We start from the raw sequence: 17967 nt of genomic DNA, 5'->3' as shown, positions 1-17967 counted from the left end.
GAAAGTTTCCACAGTGCGGGCATTGCCCGACGGGTGGTCGCAGGATGCGATCAAGAATGGCCTGTCGTATTGCTGGCAGACTGGGCTGTGGCGGTGGGCCGGTGACTCTTTTTTTTCCGCCCGACCGCCGTAAGGCGCCGGGACTGGAGAAAGGCGTAGACCATCATGGACATCAGGGCGTGTCGGTGCAGGCCCGTCCATGATCACCCCTCAAAGTGATCGAGGCCCAGTTCCTCCTTGAGTTGCTGATGCGCCTGTTCGCAGACCCATCGGGCCTTGATCGCGGCGGCCAGTAGCCTGAGGGAGGTGTCGGCAGACAGGTTGGACAGATAGTATTTCCGTTCTCCGGTAGAACGGTGCTCGCCAATCAGCCAGGCTTCCTCCCCGGGCATATGCTGGGCCGTCCGGCCACCGATACGCTGGGCTGGACCATCTGTAACGCGTATCCGCATGGCTGCAAAGCGGGCCGCCAGGCCACCTTTGGTCCCGCGACGCCAGCTGACCCTGCGCCATGTTGCAGTTTCCAGTATCTTATGGGCAGGAACAGATTGCTGGTCCGGTACCGGGTGCATCCGGGATGGGCCGCGCTTTCTGGCCGGAAACACCAGTTCCACACCGGTGGAACAGACTTTCTGATGACGTGGTATCCCGACTGCCCAGCGCAGGCCCCGCGCACTCAGGGCCTGACGGAACGGGGCAGACAGGCCATAACCGGCATCCGCAAGAACACAGCCAAAACGGACACCTGCGGCACAGAGGCGATCAATCTCTTCGATCGCCATCTCCGGTTTGGTCCTGGGGCCCTGATGTTCCAGTGGAACACCAGCCCGCTTCAGGCGTGCCGGATCTGCTGTCCAGATATCGGGCAGGAACAGACGGAGTGACAGCATCAGTGGCACTTCACGCGAAGCCAGTGTCACGGACACCAGTGTCTGACAATTCGCTTTCCTGCCCAGGGTCGAAGCATATTGGGGCGCCACGCCAACAGAATGTTCTCCCTTTTTGGGAAGGGAGGTATCATCGATGATCAGCCATGAACGCTCGCCGCCCACCAGATGGTCAGCATGACGCCACAGGGCAGCCTCAGGTGGCGCACTGTCCCACACACCGGCACTGACGAAATGATGCAGCCGGTCATAAGGGATATCGCCATTGCGTGCAGCCATGGGCTGCACGCTCTTGCGGTCACCAGGTCCGATCAGGCCTGCAATATAAACCGGACACATCGTCCGCTGCGCTTTGTGACCCAGGGCCGCCAGAAATGGCGCAAGCCATACTTCCAGATCCGATCGCCAGTCGGTGTTCATCGCCAGCTCCCACTACAGCTGGTCTTCCATGAATCACCGATCGCACCCGTTGGGAATCTTTATTCCAAATTTTCTGCCAAAGTAGTGCTAATACGGTCTATCCGCATACACCCTGCCGTTAGCGGATACATGTCTTCAAATAATATGTATCGCGAAGAAAGATCTACTGCGCTTTCTGATATTAAACTGTATGTATGATTGCAAAAAATGGTGCATGGGTGCATAGTCGCGCCTTCTACGACCTTCGTGCGCGGAATATTTGTGAAAGGCAATTATCCTATGTCTATATACCATTCGATATGCAAAACACGAAAATCCGATATATATATATTATTTTTATTATTATGGTCTTTTTTCTCTTTTCATGCATATGGTTATTCGATAACGGGCGCAAGGCAATTCGGTGACTGTGGCGTTGGCGTTGTACCTTCTGCTAAGAATATGATTATGCTTACATGCGGCTTAGATCCCAGCCTCCCTGGTTTTGTCCTAAACAAAATGCCAGATCCTCGAAATAAAGAAAATATAATACCTGTTTTAATAATTAATATTCCCAACGCAAAACATAAAGACAAGTCCATTAAAATACATTTTGACGGCAGCGTAAATCAGATAGAAGCTATTATTGATACTCCGCCGGATGCGTGGTTTGTTTATCAGCCTGATACATCGGCATGGCCCTCAATTTTTCAATCTATTATGAGTTCACAGAGTATTACGCTCAAAACTGAATCAAATACCTATACCATAGATGTGACTGGCTTTAGCCAGGCATTTCAGTATTTTTGTGATGAATATAAGAAAATGCATGATGAACCGTTCCCGGGTAGCAATTGAAATAGATCGTATAGATTCTATTGACCACAGGCCTGATCCGCGACTGCTACTAGCACTACAGTTGCATTTTATGATGAGTTCTGACTCTATGGCTCACCATGATTCAGGATTTCATGAATGGCGAGGCGTCAGTTGAAGAGACGCTGGAACTGTGGGCATCCGGGCTTCGGGCAGCAAAGAAGCGGATTTTACCGCTGTTTACGCAGAAGCGTGTTGCGGCTTCCGCGTGTGCCTTCCTTGATGTCCTGATTGGCAACAACCACGCAAGACGGGATGGATGCGTGCGGAAGCAGCAGGAGATCCTGGTCCGTGGCGGCAACAGGCGCTTCTGGGGCGCGGGCAATGGGATGCCGATGTCCTTCGTGATGTCGTCAGTGACCATGTGGTCGAGCATCTGGGCACTGAAGAGGGCGTACTGGTCATTGACGAGACCGGTTTTCTGAAGAAAGGCCAGGCCTCCTGCGGCGTGGGGCGGCAGTATACGGGTTCCGCCGGCAAGATCACGAACTGCCAGATCGGTGTGTTTGGCACTTATGTTTCGGAACGGGGGCATGCCTTTATCGACCGCGCCCTGTATCTTCCGAAAGACTGGACATCAAAGCCTGAGCGCATGAAGCGTGCTCATGTTCCTGATGATGTGGTGTTTGCGACCAAACCGGCACCGGCATCGAAGATGATCGAGCGGTGTCTGGATGCTGGTGTGCCTTTCCGTTGGGTTGCAGCAAGCAGCGTTTATGGCGTGGGCGACGTGGAACGCACGCTTCGCCGGGCAGGAATTGGATATGTCCTTGGGGTCAAGGGCAATCACTGGTTCGGATCATGGGCAACGGAACCGCTGATTGCCGGAGAGGCGAAAGATATTGCAGCAGGACTGCCAGACCAGGCCTGGCGTCGTCTGTCAGCGGGGCACGGCACAAAAGGTGAGCGGCTGTATGACTGGGCGTATCTTCCGCTTGCTGACCTGGATGCTGAAGAATTTGACTGCCCTATAGCCGGACCATGGACACGTGGCCTGCTGATCCGCCGGAACATCACTGACGGGGACCTTGCCTATTTTACGACCTGGTGCCCGAAAGGGACAATCACGCAGGAACTGGTGAACGTCGAAGGGACGCGCTGGAGAATTGAAGAAGGGTTCGAGACTGCAAAAAACGAATTCGGTCTCGATCATAACGAAACCCGCTCCTGGCATGGATGGCATCGGCATGTCTCCCTGGTCATGCTGGCCTATGCCGTCATGGCCAGTGTCCGTTACCAGGCAAACTCACTGAAACCGAAAAAAACACTGCACAGAACACGACAGTCCTTGTCCGCTGGTCCATCCAGGAAATCAGGCGCCTCGTCCTAAAACTCGCCCAACGCAGGTTACCCGTCGCTCACATTCTCAGATGGTCCGTCTTTCGACGAACACATCAGGCCAGCGCTATCCGTGCTCACTCACATTATAAAATGCAACTGTAGTGCTGGGCTCAGGACCCATTGATATGAGTGGCCGGATGTGATTCAGGCTCCTTGAGGAGACTGAAGACGAATGACCTGTATTGGCTGACGGACGAGCAGATGGAGCGTCTGCGGCCCTTTTTCCCGAAGAGCCATGGCAAACCTCGCGTTGATGACCGTCGTGTGTTGAATGGGATCATTTTCGTGAACAGAAATGGTCTGCGTTGGCGTGATGCACCCCGAGAATACGGTCCACATAAGACGCTCTACAATCGCTGGAAGCGCTGGAGTGCTATGGGGATATTCATCCGCATGATGGAGGGACTGACTACCGGCAACCCGTTGATGAAAACGGAGCGGACCAGCTTTCCGCCAAAAGCATAAGGTATGCCGTCGAGGACACTCTGAGGAGCCGCGTCCGTAAAATTCGCGTGGATCGTATTGTCTGATTTGACGCACATGGCTGACACCCCTGGACGATGGTTGCAAGCATCATCTGGCCCCATCATGCGACCCACCATAACCAACTGCTCAGAAGGGGCAGGCCTTACAGGCCCACCCTTTGCCGCGTGTCCTTCTCTGGCGGCGAAGCCGCCCGCACCAACGGTGCAATGGTGTTGAAGAGCCGGAAATCTGTGGGGAGCGTTGTGGGAGCGCTAGAGGAGCGATTGGGGAGCGATGAGGTGGTTGTGAGTGAAATTCCTGCTTCCCGGCCGAAGATCAGCACCGGGGAAAAGTGGCGTCGCAAGGAAGCCGTCGATTATGCACGGGGTAGTGTTCGTCTTGAGGGTGTGATCCTCGATGCGGATATCGAGTGCATCAATGCGCGGTTCATTGAGGGAGACCTGACGATTGAGGAGCATTTCGAGGCTCTGGAGCGTCATCTGAACCAGTGATAGCCCATGTCTGCTCTAGCAGCCTGTCGGGTTGGGGTACCCTGTGAAGGGGTGAGGTTGTAAGGTGGTGAGATGAGCAGCTTCATCCCGTTTGACCGGTCTCAGCCGTATCTTCTGCCGCCTGATCTGAAGTCGCGGCTTCCGGCTGATGATATGGCGCATTTCGTTGTAGCTGCCGTTGAACGGGTTCCGATGAATGCGTTTTCCGTGCCAGTACGTACGGGTGGCAAGGCACAGTACCATCCGCGTCTGATGCTCGCACTTCTGATCGTCAGCTATGCGAACGGGATTTTTTCCTCACGCCGGATCGAGCGGGCAACATATCGCGACATTAGCATACGCTTCGTGGCAGCGAACCTGCATCCGGATCATGATACGATTGCGACCTTCCGCCGGACGAACCGGACAGCCATTGAAGTGCATTTGCGCAGGTCCTGCTTCTGGCGCGCGAGACGGGTCTGCTGCGTCTGGGTGTAGTATCGATCGACGGTACGAAAATCGATGCCGACGCATCGAAATACCGTTCGGTGCGCTACGACCGGATCAGGGCGCTGCGCGAACAGCTGACGGTGGATATTGCGAAACTGATGGACCAGGCGGAGCACGCGGATGCCACAGACAGCGATCCGCAGGCATTGCCGGAAGAGCTTGCCCGACGGGAAACACTGAAAGCGAAGCTGGACGACGCCTGCGCCCGGCTGGAAGCCGATGCCAGGGAGCAGGCTGAAACGGCACGTCCGGCCTACGAGAAGAAGAAAGCCGCTTATGATGCGAAAACAGGGCGTCGTGGCCGGGCACCGAAACCGCCTGATGGGGAACCGCCACCCGACCGGCAGATCAGCCTGACTGATCCCGACAGCCGCCTCATGCGGCGCTCGGACGCCCATGAATTCCGGCAGGCTTACAATGCCCAGGCCGTCGTCTGCGCCGAAGGCAGCCAGTTGATCGTGACAACCGGCGTTGTCGCCACGTCAGCGGACGCGCCATCCTTTGCCGACACGGTACTGTCGATGGAAGACACAATCGGTCTCCCGGAGAAGGTGCTTGCCGATACCGGTTACGCCAGCGGGCAGGCGGTCCGGAAACTGCGGGAAAAGGGCATTGATCCGCTGGTCGCCATTGGACGGCCCTGTGCCCGTAGACCTTACGACTTCCGCCCCTGGCACGCAGAAAGGGAACCACGCCGGATAACCGAACCCTGGCGGCTTGCCATGGAGGACAGGTTGGAAACCACAGAAGCCGGAGATCTTTACAGACTACGAAAACAGACCGTGGAGCCGGTCTTTGGAATTATCAAAAGCATCATGGGCTTCAGAAGGTTCAGCCTGCGTGGCCTTGCAAAAGTCACGACTGAATGGACACTCGTCGCTCTCGCATACAACTGCAAGAGAATGGCACGGCTTCAGGCAGCATAAGCCGGGTCAGCCTCGGCGTTATCAGCCGCAAAATGACCAACCCGACAGGCTGCTAGAAGCATTCATGTCCCTCAAACACTCCCGCCTGCACTTGATGATTGAAGAATGCGCAGTCAATGACTACAATGCTGTCATTGCCTAATGGAGGTTCCCGTGGCCGTGATGACCATCCGCAATATCGATGACAGTCTCAAGCAGCGGCTTCGTCTGCGCGCAGCGCAGCATGGGCGTTCCATGGAAGAAGAGGTGCGCGATATCCTGCGCTCCGCTCTTTCCGCTGAAGTCTCTCAGGGGGTAGATGCCGGTCAGGCCATCCACCAGCGTTTTGCCAAGCTGGGCGGGGTAGATCTGCCTGCCGTGTCCCGTGAGGCCATCAGGGACGTGGATTTCGGGGCGTGATCGTTCTCGACACCAACATCCTCTCCGAACTGATGCGATCCGGGCCTGACGGGGCGGTGCTGGCCTGGATGTCCCGTCAGTCCATGATGACCCTCTTCATCACGGCTATTACCCAGGCCGAGATCCTGTATGGGCTGGCGCTGCTGCCGGAAGGACGACGGCGGGATCTGCTGATCGCGGCCGCCCGTGCCATGTTTGAAGAGGATTTCTCCGGCCGTATCCTGCCTTTCGACGGAGAGGCGGCCCGTGTTTATGCCGAGATTGCCTCCCGACGCCGGCAGGCCGGAGAACCCATCAGTCAGTTTGATGCACAGATCGCGGCCATCACGCAGTCCCGTGGCGCATCCCTTGCGACACGGAATACACGCGATTTCCTCAACTGCGGTATCACCCTCATCAATCCGTGGGACGAGGCGTAGGGAGGGCGTCAATGGCGGCTTGAATCCGGGCCAGATCGACATCCAGAAGAGCAAGGACCTGATCGGCCGGGACTGCGGGTTTCGTGCTGTTGCGTGCCTTGCGGATTGCAGCCCTTTTGGCAGCCCGTTCGTCGGAAAGGTCCGTCATGGTCATGTCTTCATCGCCTCGTGTTTCGTGGCAGCGACAGGAGCAGAAATCCGCCATGCGTAATCGCAGACATTATCCAGCAATTCTGCTCGTTGTGTCTGACTGTAGTCATGCTGCTCTCCACGCGGATCTCCGTGCAGTGGAATGTCAGCCTGTTCTCTCATCTCATGGGCTTGCCGCAGGATTATTTCGCAAAGCGCGGAGCGGGTGACATCCTGTCGCGCTTTGGCAGCCTGGGAACGATCCAGCAAACTTTCACGACCGATCTGGTGCAGAGCGTGATGGACGGTCTGATGGCCATCGGCATGTTCGTCATGATCGTGATCTACGGGAAGTGGCTGGCGGCGATCGTCGTGGCGTCCTCCCTGCTCGATCTGATGGTGCGGATCGTCCTGTTCGGACCTTATCGGGAAATGTCCGAGGAAGCCTTGGTGCATGGTGCGGCCCAGCAAGGGCATTTCCTGGAGACATTGCGGGGGATGCGCAGCATCAAGCTGCTGTCCCTGGAAGGACGACGGAAGATCGCCTGGGGGAACAGGCTGGTCGACAGCATCAATGCAGGATTGAGAATTCAGCGGTATGACCTGATTTTTGCGCGGGCGCAGGAGGTGCTGTTCGGGCTCGATCGTGTGCTGATGCTGATTCTTGGAGCTAGGATGGTGATCTCGGCCGAGATGTCGGTCGGGATGCTGGTGGCGTTTCTGAGCTACCGGGATCAGTTCGCAAGCCGCTTCGGAAGTCTGGTGACAGCCGGCTTCAAGATCAGGAATTTGAAGGTGCAATGTGATCGGCTCTCCGATATCGCACTCGCCGAAGTTGAAGTTTCCGATCAGAGTCAGGTGATATCGTCCGCTCCGGTCATGATCGACACCAAGCTTGATGTGCCGGTGATTGAATGTCGGAATATTGGCTATCGGTATGGTAAGGAAGATGCGTGGGTGTTCCGAGGCGTCAATCTGAAGGTGCCGGCCGGAGAAAGCCTGGCGATTACGGGGCCGTCAGGTTGCGGCAAATCGACCTTGCTAGCGATCATGATGGGGTTGGTCCAACCGGAAGAGGGGCAGGTGCTGTGGAACGGTGTTGAACTTGGTCCAACAAACCGGGAAGCATATCGATCGCAGATCGCTGGCGTGCTTCAGGACGATATTCTATTGTCGGGAAGTATTGCCGAGAATATCGCTGGCTTCGACGAAACTATGGATCTGGCTTGGGTGGCTGAGTGTGCGAGAAACGCGCAGATTCTTGAGGATATCCAGCGCATGCCAATGGGGTTCGAAACCCTGATCAGCGAAATGGGGCATACCCTTTCAGGAGGGCAACGACAAAGAGTTATTCTGTCGAGAGCCCTTTACAGGAAACCAAGAATATTATTTCTTGATGAGGCAACAAGCAATCTTGATAAAGAAAATGAACAGCTTGTGCAGGATTTTCTTGATAGGTTAAATTGCACACGGATTACGATAACTCACCGCAACTCTAACGAGTGTGGAGTGAGTTTTTCCTTCTAAGAGTATCCGTTGTGGTCAAGCGGCTTTTGGCGTCCAAAGCCGATCTTTGTGAAGCAGGGCGTTTGCGAGGACAACGAGCTTTCGCATGATTGCGGTAATGGCGATCTTGGCGTGTTTTCCCTTTGCGATAAGGCGATCGTAAACACGCTTGAGGTCTGGGTTGAACCGCATGGCGACGATGGCCGGCATGTAGAGAGCTTGCCTTACGGCGGCACGACCGCCCTGGATGAAGCTGCGGCCTCGCCATGTGCCGGACTGGCGCGTGATGGGCGCCAGCCCGGCCAGTGCAGCTGCCTGACCTTCTTCCATCATGCCGAGTTCGGGCATGTCGGCCAGAAGCGCATGAGCCGTGACCCTTCCCAGTCCCGGAATACTGGCCAGCACGTCCCGGCGCCGGGACAGATGCGCATCTTCCGCCACGAGCGCGTCAGTTGCCGCATCGAGGGATGTGACCTGCGCCTCGATCTGCCGCAGGCGATGACGCGCGTGGCGCTGCAGCAAGCCGATCGTGAGGGTCTTGAGACGATTGAGCGTTGCCGTGCGGTCTCGCATCAGACTGCGGCGCGCGGCCACCAGTTCGGCCAGACGGTTCTGTAGATCCGTGCGGACTGGACGCGCCACGGGATCCAGCAGGGCACCATAGCGTGCCAGCATCAATGCATCGACGCGATCTGTCTTCGCGAGTTTGCCGGTGGCTTCGGCGAAACGACGCGCCTGTCGTGGATTAACCTTGACCTGCGGGATACCAACGGCCGCCAGGCGTTCCTCCAGTGTGCGGTGATAGGGGCCGGTTGGCTCGAACACCACCCGGGCAACGGCTTTGATGTCGCCGATCCAGCGCAGAAGTGCGGTCTGGCCCTTGCGGGTGTTGGCGACACGGACGGTATCACCGCCGGGGTGACGGGCGGCGTCGAGATGATCCTTGGATACATCGATCCCAATTGTGATCGATGCGTGTGGCAACTCGGCCTTGGAAGCCGCAACTGGATGCGTCATCTTTTCCATGTCCTATGCTTGTCATCCGAGGCCGAACCTCGGGTATCCGTTCAGGGCACAAGGAAAAGAAGGGGTGGTCATACTCTCAAGACGACCCATTACGGTCTGCCTGTTGCCGACCCGTCCCCTTCCTGATTTTTCCGGGGTGGCCACTCCGGAAAAATCAGTCCTTTGTCGCACGCAGCGACACGGAATGCATAAGACAAGCCTGTCCAAGATCATTTTAAATCATTGGAATCGTTGATAATTTCCTATAAGCGCGCCCGTTTTGCAGGAGTTGCTGATGTGGATCGCCGACAACCGTGCCCGATATGACCGGAGCCAGCTTCGCTATCCGAGTGATCTGACGGACGAGGAAATGGTCGCTGATCGAACCCCTGATCCCGGCTGCCCGGCGTGGCGGCAACAAGCGGATAGCGGATAGTGGATATACGGGAGGTCATGAACGGCCTGATGTATGTTCTTGGAACGGGTTGTCAGTGGCGTGCGATCCCGAAAGACCTCCCGCCGCGCAGCACGTTGAATTACTATTTCTGCCGCTGGCAGCATGACGGCACACTCGACCGTCTGCACCCGCTCTACGTCCTTTGTCGCATACGGCGACCCTGAATGCATAAGGCGATTACGTAGTTCGCAAACACGTTCAATAAAACATTATATATCAATATATTACGGTGATCCTTCAAAGCCACCTCAATCCGAATGAAGATCAGGCAAGACTATAAATGATCATATTATAGAAAATATAAGAGATATTATTTCCAATTCTAAAGATATTATATTTATAACAAAAAAGTACTCGATGTCTGAACTTATGTATTGAAAATTAATTTATTAGGAAATATATGTCTCCTATCGGGTGGAGATTGCGGATTAGAGAGGAATTTTGATGTCTGTTCTTTCAGCTTCTTATTTTCATGACGAAGATGCAGCTTTCGCTGAATTGGAAAGCATCATGTGGCCAGATGGTCCTGTCTGCCCTCGTTGTGGTGGTCAGCACAGGATCACGAAGGTTAAAGGTGGCCGAAAGGGCCTTTACCGCTGTGGTCCTTGTAAACGCCAGTTTACCGTTCGTGTTGGAACGATTTTTGAAGCGTCCCACGTAAAGCTGCATCTGTGGCTTCAGGCTGTTTACCTGATGTGTTCCAGCAAGAAAGGTATCAGTAGCCACCAGCTTATGCGGGTCTTGGGTGTTCAGTATAATACAGCGTGGTTCATGACCCATCGTATCCGAGAAGCGATGAAATCAGGAAATCTCCCGCTTATGGGAGGTGAAGGATCAACCGTAGAGATTGATGAAACCTACATTGGCAAGAAAGATGGCCAAGAAGTCCGCCGTGGATATGCCCATAAGCACGCCGTCCTGACTCTGGTTGAACGTGGCGGCTCTGCACGTTCTTTTCATGTCGATGGAACCAAAGCCACCGATCTTCTCCCGATCATCAAGGCGAACGTAGCGCCTGGTACCCATGTTATGACCGATGAAGCCGGTCAGTATGCTCATTTGAAAAAGCATTTTGGTGCTCATGACTACGTTCGTCATGGGGCCGGTGAATATGGCCGTGGGCACGTTTATACGAATACAGTTGAAGGATTCTATTCGATCTTCAAGAGAGGGATGAAAGGCGTTTATCAGCATTGCGCTGAAAAGCACCTTCACCGCTACGTGGCTGAATTCGATTTTCGGTATAATAACCGCATTAAGCTGGGCATTGATGATCAACAGCGGACCAAGAACGCTTTGACCGGAGCAAAGGGCAAGCGGTTAACCTATCGGCATCCAGTTAACGAATCTTGAAATCGAAGGAAATAAAGGAAAATGATCTTTATAAACGGACACGAAACAAATAAAACTTATGATTTCAAGTATGAAAATCCAGAAACGTTGAGGGCTAGCGCAGGAATTTATATAATTGGAGATATAATTAATGAAAAAATATCCTACACAATAGAACCCATAATAGGGCGCTCTACATCTGTATCATCGAATTATATAAAAATAATACAAAATATAGAGTTGTATAGAGATGTTACGATGAGTAATAATATTAAATTGTTGGTCCATTATTGCCGTTTGTCTGATTTGAATGTAGTATTTTCGGATTTGAAAATTTTATTTAAAGAATTTTAGATTTGTCTATATATTTAATATTCTTTTCTAGATGTAGAATTTTCAGGTGTAATTCTACAATATCTTTACGCATTTGGCTTCTTAGTTCATATGAGCAAGATTGTATTTGATCAGAAAAAAATCTGACTACCCAATCTTTTAATTTATACTTTGCAGAATATATCTTATAGGAAAGGTCAAACTTTTCGAATTTCATGAGAACACTCCTATAGGGATTGAAGACATTTGAAAGTTCAGGCCATCTCTCATATGCTCTCCTGATACCTGTTTGAGAATGGATACGGAGATGACTGAGAAAAGCCAAAAAGACCGCTTCATAGAAGCGGCAAGAGCATTAGAGGCAGACGAGAACGAAGCCAACTTCAGAAAGAAGCTGGGCCAGATAGCCCGTCAGAAGCCAAAAGACCCTTCTCCGTCAACATCGGGCCAAAGCCCGAAAGATAAGAAGTGAGGCCCTTTGCAGGTCAGTTAGGGTAGACGGAATGGGCATTCCGAGCGATCCTCTCTTGGACATCATTAGGCGGTCCATAGCCAATTTGGAATTCATAGAAGCGAATTACGAGACTCATGCCCTGTATGAAGTGACCCAACTCGTAAATACGTTCTTGGGCGCGTTCATTCATCCCTTTGAGAAGTCGTCAAAAGGGAAGCAGTTCATTGAATATTTCTCGAACAAACCAGTCCCGATAGACGTTCATTACAAGATAATTTTAGAAGAAAATATTTCTTATTATGGATTTTTGAAGTGTATTCGTCATGCACTGGCACATGGGAATATCAGGTATAATCCCGATAAAATAAAGAGAATACAATCCATAGATTTCTGGAACAAAGAATATAATAAGAAGACGTTTAGATGTACTATTTCTGTATATCAAATGAAACGTCTTCTTATAGATTTCAAAAAATGTCTTGAATTTATTTATTAATATATTCTTTTCATGTTTGATTCAGAAAAATCACATGAAACTCCATGATAATACAAACAGTCGCCGTCTTCATCACTTTTTGTTATTTTATTTCCTTCCTTTTTGAATTTCATAATGCAACTAGGAGCATCTTCATCCTTATCTTTACCTAAAAGGATAATATAATCCTCATTCTCTACTACTTTCCCTTTTAATCCTCCTGCACACCCGTTTGATGCAACACTAACGGCTCCTATAGAGCCTAAAGGGGTTGTTGTGATTTCAAGTTCTCCCTCACCTGTGCTCATTTTCCCCTCCCACTTTTCAGTGTTAGGGCTTGCAGCATAGGAACAACTGCAAGAAAGAATCAGTAGAGATAAAGCATATATAATTTTATTTTTCATTTTTGCTTCTCTTAAAGAGTTAGTGCGTTAGCGTAGCTGCAACCTTATAAAGCAATCCGTGCTTCTGAGCCGTCCATGACACGTTTCGTTTTCCGCCGGGGAATGTCACGGTGCCAATGCACTGCCTTGTTCCATCGGGGTCTACGGCTTCGTTAGACACCTGCACTACTACATGAGACGCGGCTTGCCCTACGAGGGGAGCTACCTGCTTTGCAACGCTATGCGTGACCAGCAACTTACTGCACACGGGCGCAGGAGAAGAATCAGCGTTTTCCTGACGTTTGTTCATTTCATGGGCTGTAGCCATAGCAGCACCCGTTCCGGCTGCACTAGCTGCCGCAGAATGGGCTGCTGTGCTGGCCAGAGAACTGATAACTCCACCAGCATGAGCCACCATGGGTGTAGCGAATAGACAAATAACAGCGGCCAAGACCGCTGTGCTTTTTATATGATTTTTCATATTTTTAACAATCACCGAGTTTTTAATGAATGTATTTTATAAATCAGACAGGAGGCGCAATCATTTTCTGTTCTTTTTGTGATCTAATTTCTTTAATGGTTTCGTCTAATCTTCTGCTAACTTCATCAAGAGCGAATTGTATAGCTGAGACATATCGTTCAATAACGGATTCAATCAGCTTCTTCTCTGGCAATGCATCAGGTCCAGCCATAAAAGCTTCTGTTGTAACCTTAAAATATTTTATATTTTCATTGGAATATTCATCCAATTCAACTTTGACGCCTTTTTTATTTTTATTTACCTCATTGGCAATTTTAAGAAAATCATATTCTGATAATTCGGTATTATCTGATAAGTCCAATCCTGCTCTGATCCTGAAATATTCAGGGTCATTTTCATAGATAAATATATCAAAATTTCCGTATTTTATTATTTTAAATTCGACATTACCGTAATCATCGACCTTAGCAACCGATCCTATCTTATCTTCTATGATACTTTTATAAAGTTCCTGAAGGTTTTCTTTGATGTTGCTCATCTCGTTGATCCATTAAATTTCATCCGTATTTGGTTTAAAAACCAAATACGGATTTGATGTTGTCGTGTATTATGCTTCAACTGGCTGTAAAAAATATGTAGGATTTCCGTATTGTGCGTCTATCATGTCCTTGGCGTTCCAAAAATTATCCGCCTGAACTCGCACTTCCTGTACACTGCCATTTTTTAAAAGAATTTTGGCTTTAAACGTCTTCATAATGAGCTATCCCTCGTGTGTTTTGCTCTACGACAAGCAAAATTTTCCTTCAACGCCTCCCTGGCGTCGGGCGGGTCGTAGCGTGTTCACACGAGGTATAGGCACGCCCTGCTTATTTCCCTTGGGCGATGAACGAGAAAACCCGTCACCGCTTTGGCTCGAAAGCCGGGTGTTGCATTAGGCAGGCCACCCGACAGAGGGCGACCTCGTGTGAAAAGGCGCTACGACACGCCATTAAACACCATACGGGAAAACAGCCTCATAGGCAAGTTTCTGAGGAAATCGTGTTACGCTATATGGTAGGTTTAATGCCCACATAATATTAGAAAGTTATCATTTATCATTCCGGATGTTTTATGTTATATTTTTGATCTAAATCTCTCGCCATGTTTGGGAATTCCCGTCGAATAAAATTCCTAAATTCTGGTGTTATTTCCATCCAGCTTTTACCTTCGTGGTAATGTTCGATCAAGCAAAGGCTATAATCATCTATGTGTGTCAACATTGATCTTCTCCTCGTTAAAAAATCCGAATTTCTTGCAGATGCTGAAAAAAGTTATGGACCGATACAGGAAACAGAATACAAATTCCGAAACATATATTTTAAAAATGTTTCTTTTTCTGGATCTTACTTGCCTCACATTGACTTTCCTCATTCGCACGCGATTGCAATAAAAAATAAAGTTAATCCTGTTGATATAATATTAACCATGAACGCTTTGTGCAATTACAATGAATCCTTGTATCAATTATCTCACGAAGTCATACATTTACTTTCTCCCAGAGCGGGTTATACGTTTGAAAAAAGAAATGCAAATGTTCTAGTCATAGAAGAAGGGGTAGCGACGTTTGAGCAATTCATGGCAAATTCTCGCTTTAGTCTTGGAATAACTACACGATTTTCTCCAAAGTATAGCAATGCTTTAATGAAATACATGCAATTAAGAGGAATAGACAAATATGCCGTAAAGAAGGTAAGGGAAAGAAAACCATGTTTTTATGATTGGGTTCCTGAGGATATTTTAAAAGTGATAGGAGATACATCTATAAATAGGATGCTTGCGACTGAATTGTGTTATCCATTCTAATTTATTTCTACACTTTCTTTATCCTCTGGTTTTCTTGAGTTTTCGAACCCCGACACATTCGTTGTAGTCCGGGGTTCTTCTGTATCTTCTACCCGCTCGGTACACTCCATACCGGGGTGTGTCTGAGCTTTTACCAATATATTTAACAGAGTAGGCATTTCCTCCCCTCCCAACTGATTAGATTTGATAGAGCCTGACAGTCGCTCCTTCTCTAACTAATTGGGATAATCCAGTATTATTTATTTATGAGTAGAGTGACCATGGAGCCTAATGCAGAACCTATTGCAGTAGCTATAAACATCTTCATTACGTCATACATAAACTCTTGCTTGCTCTTTCCAAATATAAAAGTTTCACCACGATCATGTTGTAGATATATTTTACAAGGACGTTCATCTTTTGCAGAATATATAAATAAATACGTTATAATAATATCTAGAAATATAAATACAGGGGTTATGCTATAATGTTTAAATCTTACCGACATTCCGGTCAGTGGAAATAGTATAAATAACAGTAGAAGCGATGCGATCATGATGGGAATTTTAATCCACGATCTAAAAAACTTCAGCCAAAAACTGTATTTAGACTCTATGTAATCCTTCACATTTCGGTATATATCCCGAGATTGTGGATTTGACGAGAATGTATGCAAGTATATATATTCTTCTTTACAGTCACACGATACTGTAAAGTTATTGTTTGATGGACCATGCGCTTCTATATTAATTTGATTTGCTTTTTTATCGGAATTTTCTGTATAGTCTACATCAGATTTATAGTTGTATTTATTGTCTGATATATTTACATAATCAGAGCCTTCCTTCATAATTTGTATTATATTTTCAATGTCATCTTTGTATAAATTTACATATCGAATGAAAGCACTTTCTGATCTATTTTTAGATTTTAATGTTGGCATTTTGTTCTCTACAATGTTGGTTTGATGATATTATAGTTTATAAACCTGCCGAACCAAAATTCTCTTAAATTTCTTGCTCTTTTGACCGCAATATGCTGCGGATCAACGGCTTATTGAACGTGTTTGCGAACTACGTAATCGCCATGCATAAGACAGGCATCAAGGCCCCACACATAAAAACAAGGGGTCATGACGCCGGCAAGAAGATCGTCGGCCCAAGCGCCATATCGCTGTTGATACCTTCACGACGGATTGGGTGCAGAGCGTGATGGACGGCCTGATGGCGATCGGCATGTTCGTGATCTATAGGAGCCATATAAATTTATTGGGTTATTGGATTTTTTCTTTTCTGCGAGTCATTCTTATTGACACAATCGCTGTCAATACAGCGACCAGCACTGCAGCCACATCGAAATTAGAGTGCCTTAAATGAAAAAAATCAAACAATTTTGGTGTCACAAACACAGTGATACCTGCGATTACTCCGGAAAAAATATTGCTATCGAACACTCTCATTTTTCATCACCTTGCAGAAGGGGCCTGCCAATATGGCAATCTCAGGTGCTGCAATTAATGCAAGGCCACCCAGACCGGCACCGCCTAGCACTACAGTTGCAATTTCCTTTGTTCGCCAATTGTTCATGACTCCCATACTTTCCAGAAGGCTCGAATTTCAGGCTGTCTACGGCGAGAAAAACCGCAATTTTTTCGTTTTTCTGGTCCGGAAAATAAACTGCAACTGTAGTGCTAGCCCATCTTATTCACGGGGGTGGCAGCAAGCCGAGCATGACCATAGAGCAACATTTTTCGCCAAGACATCGATGCCGGCGAAGATTACGCCTTCAGATTTTTATGATGTTAGCGGCGCGCAAAAGAGAAAAAGCTATACAAATAGCCACAATAGAAGTGGCTATCACTTTGTTCGGGATTACGCTCGCAATAATACCACTGCTGAGGATAAGCCCATTTATTTGAGAAGAATCCATTTTCTTTTTCCCATCATTTGGGTGGAAGGAATGGTTGTGTTATCATTTCGAAATGACTGGGCAAATGGCTTGACCCAGACCTGCGCCAATACCGAGGCCGACACCGCCGCTTGCAGCTCCGCCAAAGATTGATCCTAGAATGCCACCACCTGCAGTAAACGCGCCAACGCATTGTTGGGTTGTCCAGGAGAGAAATCCTCCTGAGACGAGATCCAACTCAACATCGGAAACAGGGGTTACAAAAGAATTTGTCTGAATCAGTATGTTTCCTCGATCTGTATACGCAACAAAAATTAACATGCGGTATGGATTTTCGAAGTCAAGATAGAACGAAAATCACAGTTGTGTGACATTGATCGCATGCCATGTTCCAGATGGCCTTCATAAGCCGCAACACTTATGAAGGGATACACTATGGGTAATAGTGTAACAGGCCGGGCCTGAAACCGGTCCGATAGCTCCGCGATCTCTGGGGCTCTCCTGTTCTGGCAAAGGGATGTGTGTTACACTTTTCAGGACCATATGCCCAAACCCATTCAGATAGTCTCTGGGCGGCCTCTTGGCCAACAGTCGCGTTCCCCGAGATGATGATGCAGGCAGGTGCAGACCAAAACAGGCTGGTTTCGTCCGACGCTTCGGTCTTAAATTGCTTTTCTTTTGGTCGAAGGACGTCTGCTTTATGGCGAAAAAGCCAGTGCCGCCGAGTGAGCCCGATGACTGGGATGATGACGAGGCGGGTTTCCTGCAACCTCTGGAGCCACCGCCGCCCGTCCGGGACCCGACGGATCTCAGGCTGCATACGCGCCAGCTCGCCGATCTTCTCCGGGCCAGATTTCGCGACAGATGGGTCGGTGTGGAAATCGGCACGCTTCCGCTGCGGTGTGAGGACGACCTGTTCTCCGATTTCATCGACCTTGGAGATGGCCTCGGGGTTCGCCTCGATTATGAT

General features: G+C 49.5%; 17 protein-coding genes and 7 pseudogenes. 17 read left to right on the top strand and 7 right to left on the bottom strand.

Going from position 1 to position 17967, the window contains the following annotated elements; all coding sequences use genetic code 11:
* Window positions 1-50: 50 nt before the first annotated feature.
* A pseudogene (locus AC1RQ9_RS17025) lies at window positions 51-1307 on the bottom strand (IS701 family transposase).
* A 279-nt stretch (window positions 1308-1586) separates the two neighbouring features.
* On the opposite strand from AC1RQ9_RS17025, the gene AC1RQ9_RS17020 reads away from it, so the two are divergent.
* From AC1RQ9_RS17020 to AC1RQ9_RS16990, 7 genes and pseudogenes are all read left to right on the top strand, one after another.
* Window positions 1587-2144, top strand: coding sequence for a hypothetical protein (locus AC1RQ9_RS17020; protein WP_485987921.1), 558 nt, complete (start codon window positions 1587-1589; stop codon window positions 2142-2144).
* Window positions 2145-2242: 98 nt separating this feature from the next.
* A pseudogene (locus tag AC1RQ9_RS17015) lies at window positions 2243-3492 on the top strand (IS701 family transposase).
* A 173-nt stretch (window positions 3493-3665) separates the two neighbouring features.
* Window positions 3666-3920: pseudogene (locus AC1RQ9_RS17010) on the top strand (transposase); the annotation flags it as partial.
* A gap of 233 nt (window positions 3921-4153) precedes the next feature.
* A complete protein-coding gene (locus AC1RQ9_RS17005) occupies window positions 4154-4480 on the top strand; it encodes an antitoxin VbhA family protein (protein ID WP_485987919.1) in 327 nt (108 codons plus the stop codon).
* A 72-nt stretch (window positions 4481-4552) separates the two neighbouring features.
* Window positions 4553-5895, top strand: a pseudogene (locus AC1RQ9_RS17000) (IS1182 family transposase).
* A gap of 141 nt (window positions 5896-6036) precedes the next feature.
* Window positions 6037-6294 carry a FitA-like ribbon-helix-helix domain-containing protein gene (locus AC1RQ9_RS16995; RefSeq protein WP_485987918.1) on the top strand — a complete coding sequence of 86 codons (258 nt, stop codon included), beginning with the start codon at window positions 6037-6039 and terminating at the stop codon, window positions 6292-6294.
* Window positions 6291-6713, top strand: coding sequence for a type II toxin-antitoxin system VapC family toxin (locus AC1RQ9_RS16990; protein ID WP_150178514.1), 423 nt, complete (start codon window positions 6291-6293; stop codon window positions 6711-6713). The genes AC1RQ9_RS16995 and AC1RQ9_RS16990 overlap by 4 nt, the downstream gene beginning before the upstream one ends.
* Here AC1RQ9_RS16990 and AC1RQ9_RS16985 read toward each other — a convergent pair.
* Window positions 6691-6861 (bottom strand): hypothetical protein, encoded by a 171-nt coding sequence (locus AC1RQ9_RS16985; RefSeq protein ID WP_485987924.1) that lies wholly within the window; start codon window positions 6859-6861, stop codon window positions 6691-6693. The two genes, AC1RQ9_RS16990 and AC1RQ9_RS16985, sit on opposite strands and share 23 nt — an antisense overlap.
* A 110-nt stretch (window positions 6862-6971) precedes the next feature.
* Here AC1RQ9_RS16985 and AC1RQ9_RS16980 point away from each other — a divergent pair, with 110 nt between their 5' ends.
* Window positions 6972-8369 (top strand): peptidase domain-containing ABC transporter, encoded by a 1398-nt coding sequence (locus tag AC1RQ9_RS16980; RefSeq protein WP_485987917.1) that lies wholly within the window; start codon window positions 6972-6974, stop codon window positions 8367-8369.
* 15 nt (window positions 8370-8384) lie between these two features.
* On the opposite strand, the gene AC1RQ9_RS16975 is transcribed toward AC1RQ9_RS16980, so the two are convergent.
* Window positions 8385-9365, bottom strand: coding sequence for an IS110 family RNA-guided transposase (locus tag AC1RQ9_RS16975; protein ID WP_485987922.1), 981 nt, complete (start codon window positions 9363-9365; stop codon window positions 8385-8387).
* A 283-nt stretch (window positions 9366-9648) separates the two neighbouring features.
* Here AC1RQ9_RS16975 and AC1RQ9_RS16970 point away from each other — a divergent pair.
* From AC1RQ9_RS16970 to AC1RQ9_RS16950, 5 genes and pseudogenes are all read left to right on the top strand, one after another.
* Window positions 9649-9959, top strand: a pseudogene (locus AC1RQ9_RS16970) (transposase); the annotation flags it as partial.
* A gap of 295 nt (window positions 9960-10254) precedes the next feature.
* Entirely contained in the window at window positions 10255-11163 is a 909-nt protein-coding gene (locus AC1RQ9_RS16965; RefSeq protein WP_485987915.1) for an IS1595 family transposase, read from the top strand.
* Window positions 11164-11184: 21 nt separating this feature from the next.
* A complete protein-coding gene (locus AC1RQ9_RS16960; RefSeq protein ID WP_485987914.1) occupies window positions 11185-11496 on the top strand; it encodes a hypothetical protein in 312 nt (103 codons plus the stop codon).
* A 286-nt stretch (window positions 11497-11782) separates the two neighbouring features.
* Window positions 11783-11947, top strand: coding sequence for a hypothetical protein (locus AC1RQ9_RS16955; protein WP_485987912.1), 165 nt, complete (start codon window positions 11783-11785; stop codon window positions 11945-11947).
* Window positions 11948-11978: 31 nt separating this feature from the next.
* Window positions 11979-12425, top strand: a complete 447-nt coding sequence (locus tag AC1RQ9_RS16950; protein WP_485987910.1) for a HEPN family nuclease — start codon at window positions 11979-11981, stop codon at window positions 12423-12425.
* Here the strand turns inward: AC1RQ9_RS16950 and AC1RQ9_RS16945 are convergent.
* The 3 genes from AC1RQ9_RS16945 to AC1RQ9_RS16935 form a co-directional block, all read right to left on the bottom strand.
* Window positions 12422-12712 (bottom strand): hypothetical protein, encoded by a 291-nt coding sequence (locus AC1RQ9_RS16945; protein ID WP_485987909.1) that lies wholly within the window; start codon window positions 12710-12712, stop codon window positions 12422-12424. The two genes, AC1RQ9_RS16950 and AC1RQ9_RS16945, sit on opposite strands and share 4 nt — an antisense overlap.
* Window positions 12713-13311: 599 nt before the next feature.
* Window positions 13312-13806 carry a hypothetical protein gene (locus AC1RQ9_RS16940; protein WP_485987907.1) on the bottom strand — a complete coding sequence of 165 codons (495 nt, stop codon included), beginning with the start codon at window positions 13804-13806 and terminating at the stop codon, window positions 13312-13314.
* 69 nt (window positions 13807-13875) lie between these two features.
* The gene (locus tag AC1RQ9_RS16935) at window positions 13876-14022 is read right to left on the bottom strand and encodes a hypothetical protein (protein ID WP_485987905.1); all 147 of its coding nucleotides are present in this window, start codon (window positions 14020-14022) and stop codon (window positions 13876-13878) included.
* A gap of 491 nt (window positions 14023-14513) precedes the next feature.
* Between AC1RQ9_RS16935 and AC1RQ9_RS16930 the strand changes: the two genes are divergently transcribed.
* The gene (locus tag AC1RQ9_RS16930) at window positions 14514-15110 is read left to right on the top strand and encodes a hypothetical protein (protein WP_485987904.1); all 597 of its coding nucleotides are present in this window, start codon (window positions 14514-14516) and stop codon (window positions 15108-15110) included.
* A 1080-nt stretch (window positions 15111-16190) separates the two neighbouring features.
* Window positions 16191-16273, top strand: a pseudogene (locus AC1RQ9_RS16925) (IS5/IS1182 family transposase); the annotation flags it as partial.
* An 89-nt stretch (window positions 16274-16362) separates the two neighbouring features.
* On the opposite strand, the gene AC1RQ9_RS16920 reads toward AC1RQ9_RS16925, so the two are convergent.
* A complete protein-coding gene (locus AC1RQ9_RS16920) occupies window positions 16363-16548 on the bottom strand; it encodes a hypothetical protein (protein WP_485987923.1) in 186 nt (61 codons plus the stop codon).
* A 32-nt stretch (window positions 16549-16580) separates the two neighbouring features.
* Here AC1RQ9_RS16920 and AC1RQ9_RS16915 point away from each other — a divergent pair, with 32 nt between their 5' ends.
* Together AC1RQ9_RS16915 and AC1RQ9_RS16910 are read left to right on the top strand one after the other, a co-directional pair.
* A complete protein-coding gene (locus AC1RQ9_RS16915; protein WP_485987903.1) occupies window positions 16581-17150 on the top strand; it encodes a hypothetical protein in 570 nt (189 codons plus the stop codon).
* A 562-nt stretch (window positions 17151-17712) separates the two neighbouring features.
* Window positions 17713-17967: pseudogene (locus AC1RQ9_RS16910) on the top strand (hypothetical protein); the annotation flags it as partial.

It is taken from the genome of Komagataeibacter ossonobensis, from assembly GCF_057359305.1.
This window is presented reverse-complemented; position numbering and strand designations above follow the sequence as displayed.

Coding starts and splice junctions, on each gene's coding strand:
- AC1RQ9_RS17020 (WP_485987921.1), top strand. CDS start 1,587: ATGTCTATATACCATTCGATATGCAAAACACGAAAATCCGATATATAT.
- AC1RQ9_RS16985 (WP_485987924.1), bottom strand. CDS start 6,861: ATGACGGACCTTTCCGACGAACGGGCTGCCAAAAGGGCTGCAATCCGC.
- AC1RQ9_RS16940 (WP_485987907.1), bottom strand. CDS start 13,806: ATGAGCAACATCAAAGAAAACCTTCAGGAACTTTATAAAAGTATCATA.
- AC1RQ9_RS16950 (WP_485987910.1), top strand. CDS start 11,979: ATGGGCATTCCGAGCGATCCTCTCTTGGACATCATTAGGCGGTCCATA.
- AC1RQ9_RS16915 (WP_485987903.1), top strand. CDS start 16,581: ATGGCAATCTCAGGTGCTGCAATTAATGCAAGGCCACCCAGACCGGCA.
- AC1RQ9_RS16980 (WP_485987917.1), top strand. CDS start 6,972: ATGCTGCTCTCCACGCGGATCTCCGTGCAGTGGAATGTCAGCCTGTTC.
- AC1RQ9_RS16945 (WP_485987909.1), bottom strand. CDS start 12,712: ATGAGCACAGGTGAGGGAGAACTTGAAATCACAACAACCCCTTTAGGC.
- AC1RQ9_RS16975 (WP_485987922.1), bottom strand. CDS start 9,365: ATGACGCATCCAGTTGCGGCTTCCAAGGCCGAGTTGCCACACGCATCG.
- AC1RQ9_RS16955 (WP_485987912.1), top strand. CDS start 11,783: ATGACTGAGAAAAGCCAAAAAGACCGCTTCATAGAAGCGGCAAGAGCA.
- AC1RQ9_RS16965 (WP_485987915.1), top strand. CDS start 10,255: ATGTCTGTTCTTTCAGCTTCTTATTTTCATGACGAAGATGCAGCTTTC.
- AC1RQ9_RS16935 (WP_485987905.1), bottom strand. CDS start 14,022: ATGAAGACGTTTAAAGCCAAAATTCTTTTAAAAAATGGCAGTGTACAG.
- AC1RQ9_RS16960 (WP_485987914.1), top strand. CDS start 11,185: ATGATCTTTATAAACGGACACGAAACAAATAAAACTTATGATTTCAAG.
- AC1RQ9_RS16920 (WP_485987923.1), bottom strand. CDS start 16,548: ATGAGAGTGTTCGATAGCAATATTTTTTCCGGAGTAATCGCAGGTATC.
- AC1RQ9_RS16995 (WP_485987918.1), top strand. CDS start 6,037: ATGGAGGTTCCCGTGGCCGTGATGACCATCCGCAATATCGATGACAGT.
- AC1RQ9_RS16930 (WP_485987904.1), top strand. CDS start 14,514: ATGTGTGTCAACATTGATCTTCTCCTCGTTAAAAAATCCGAATTTCTT.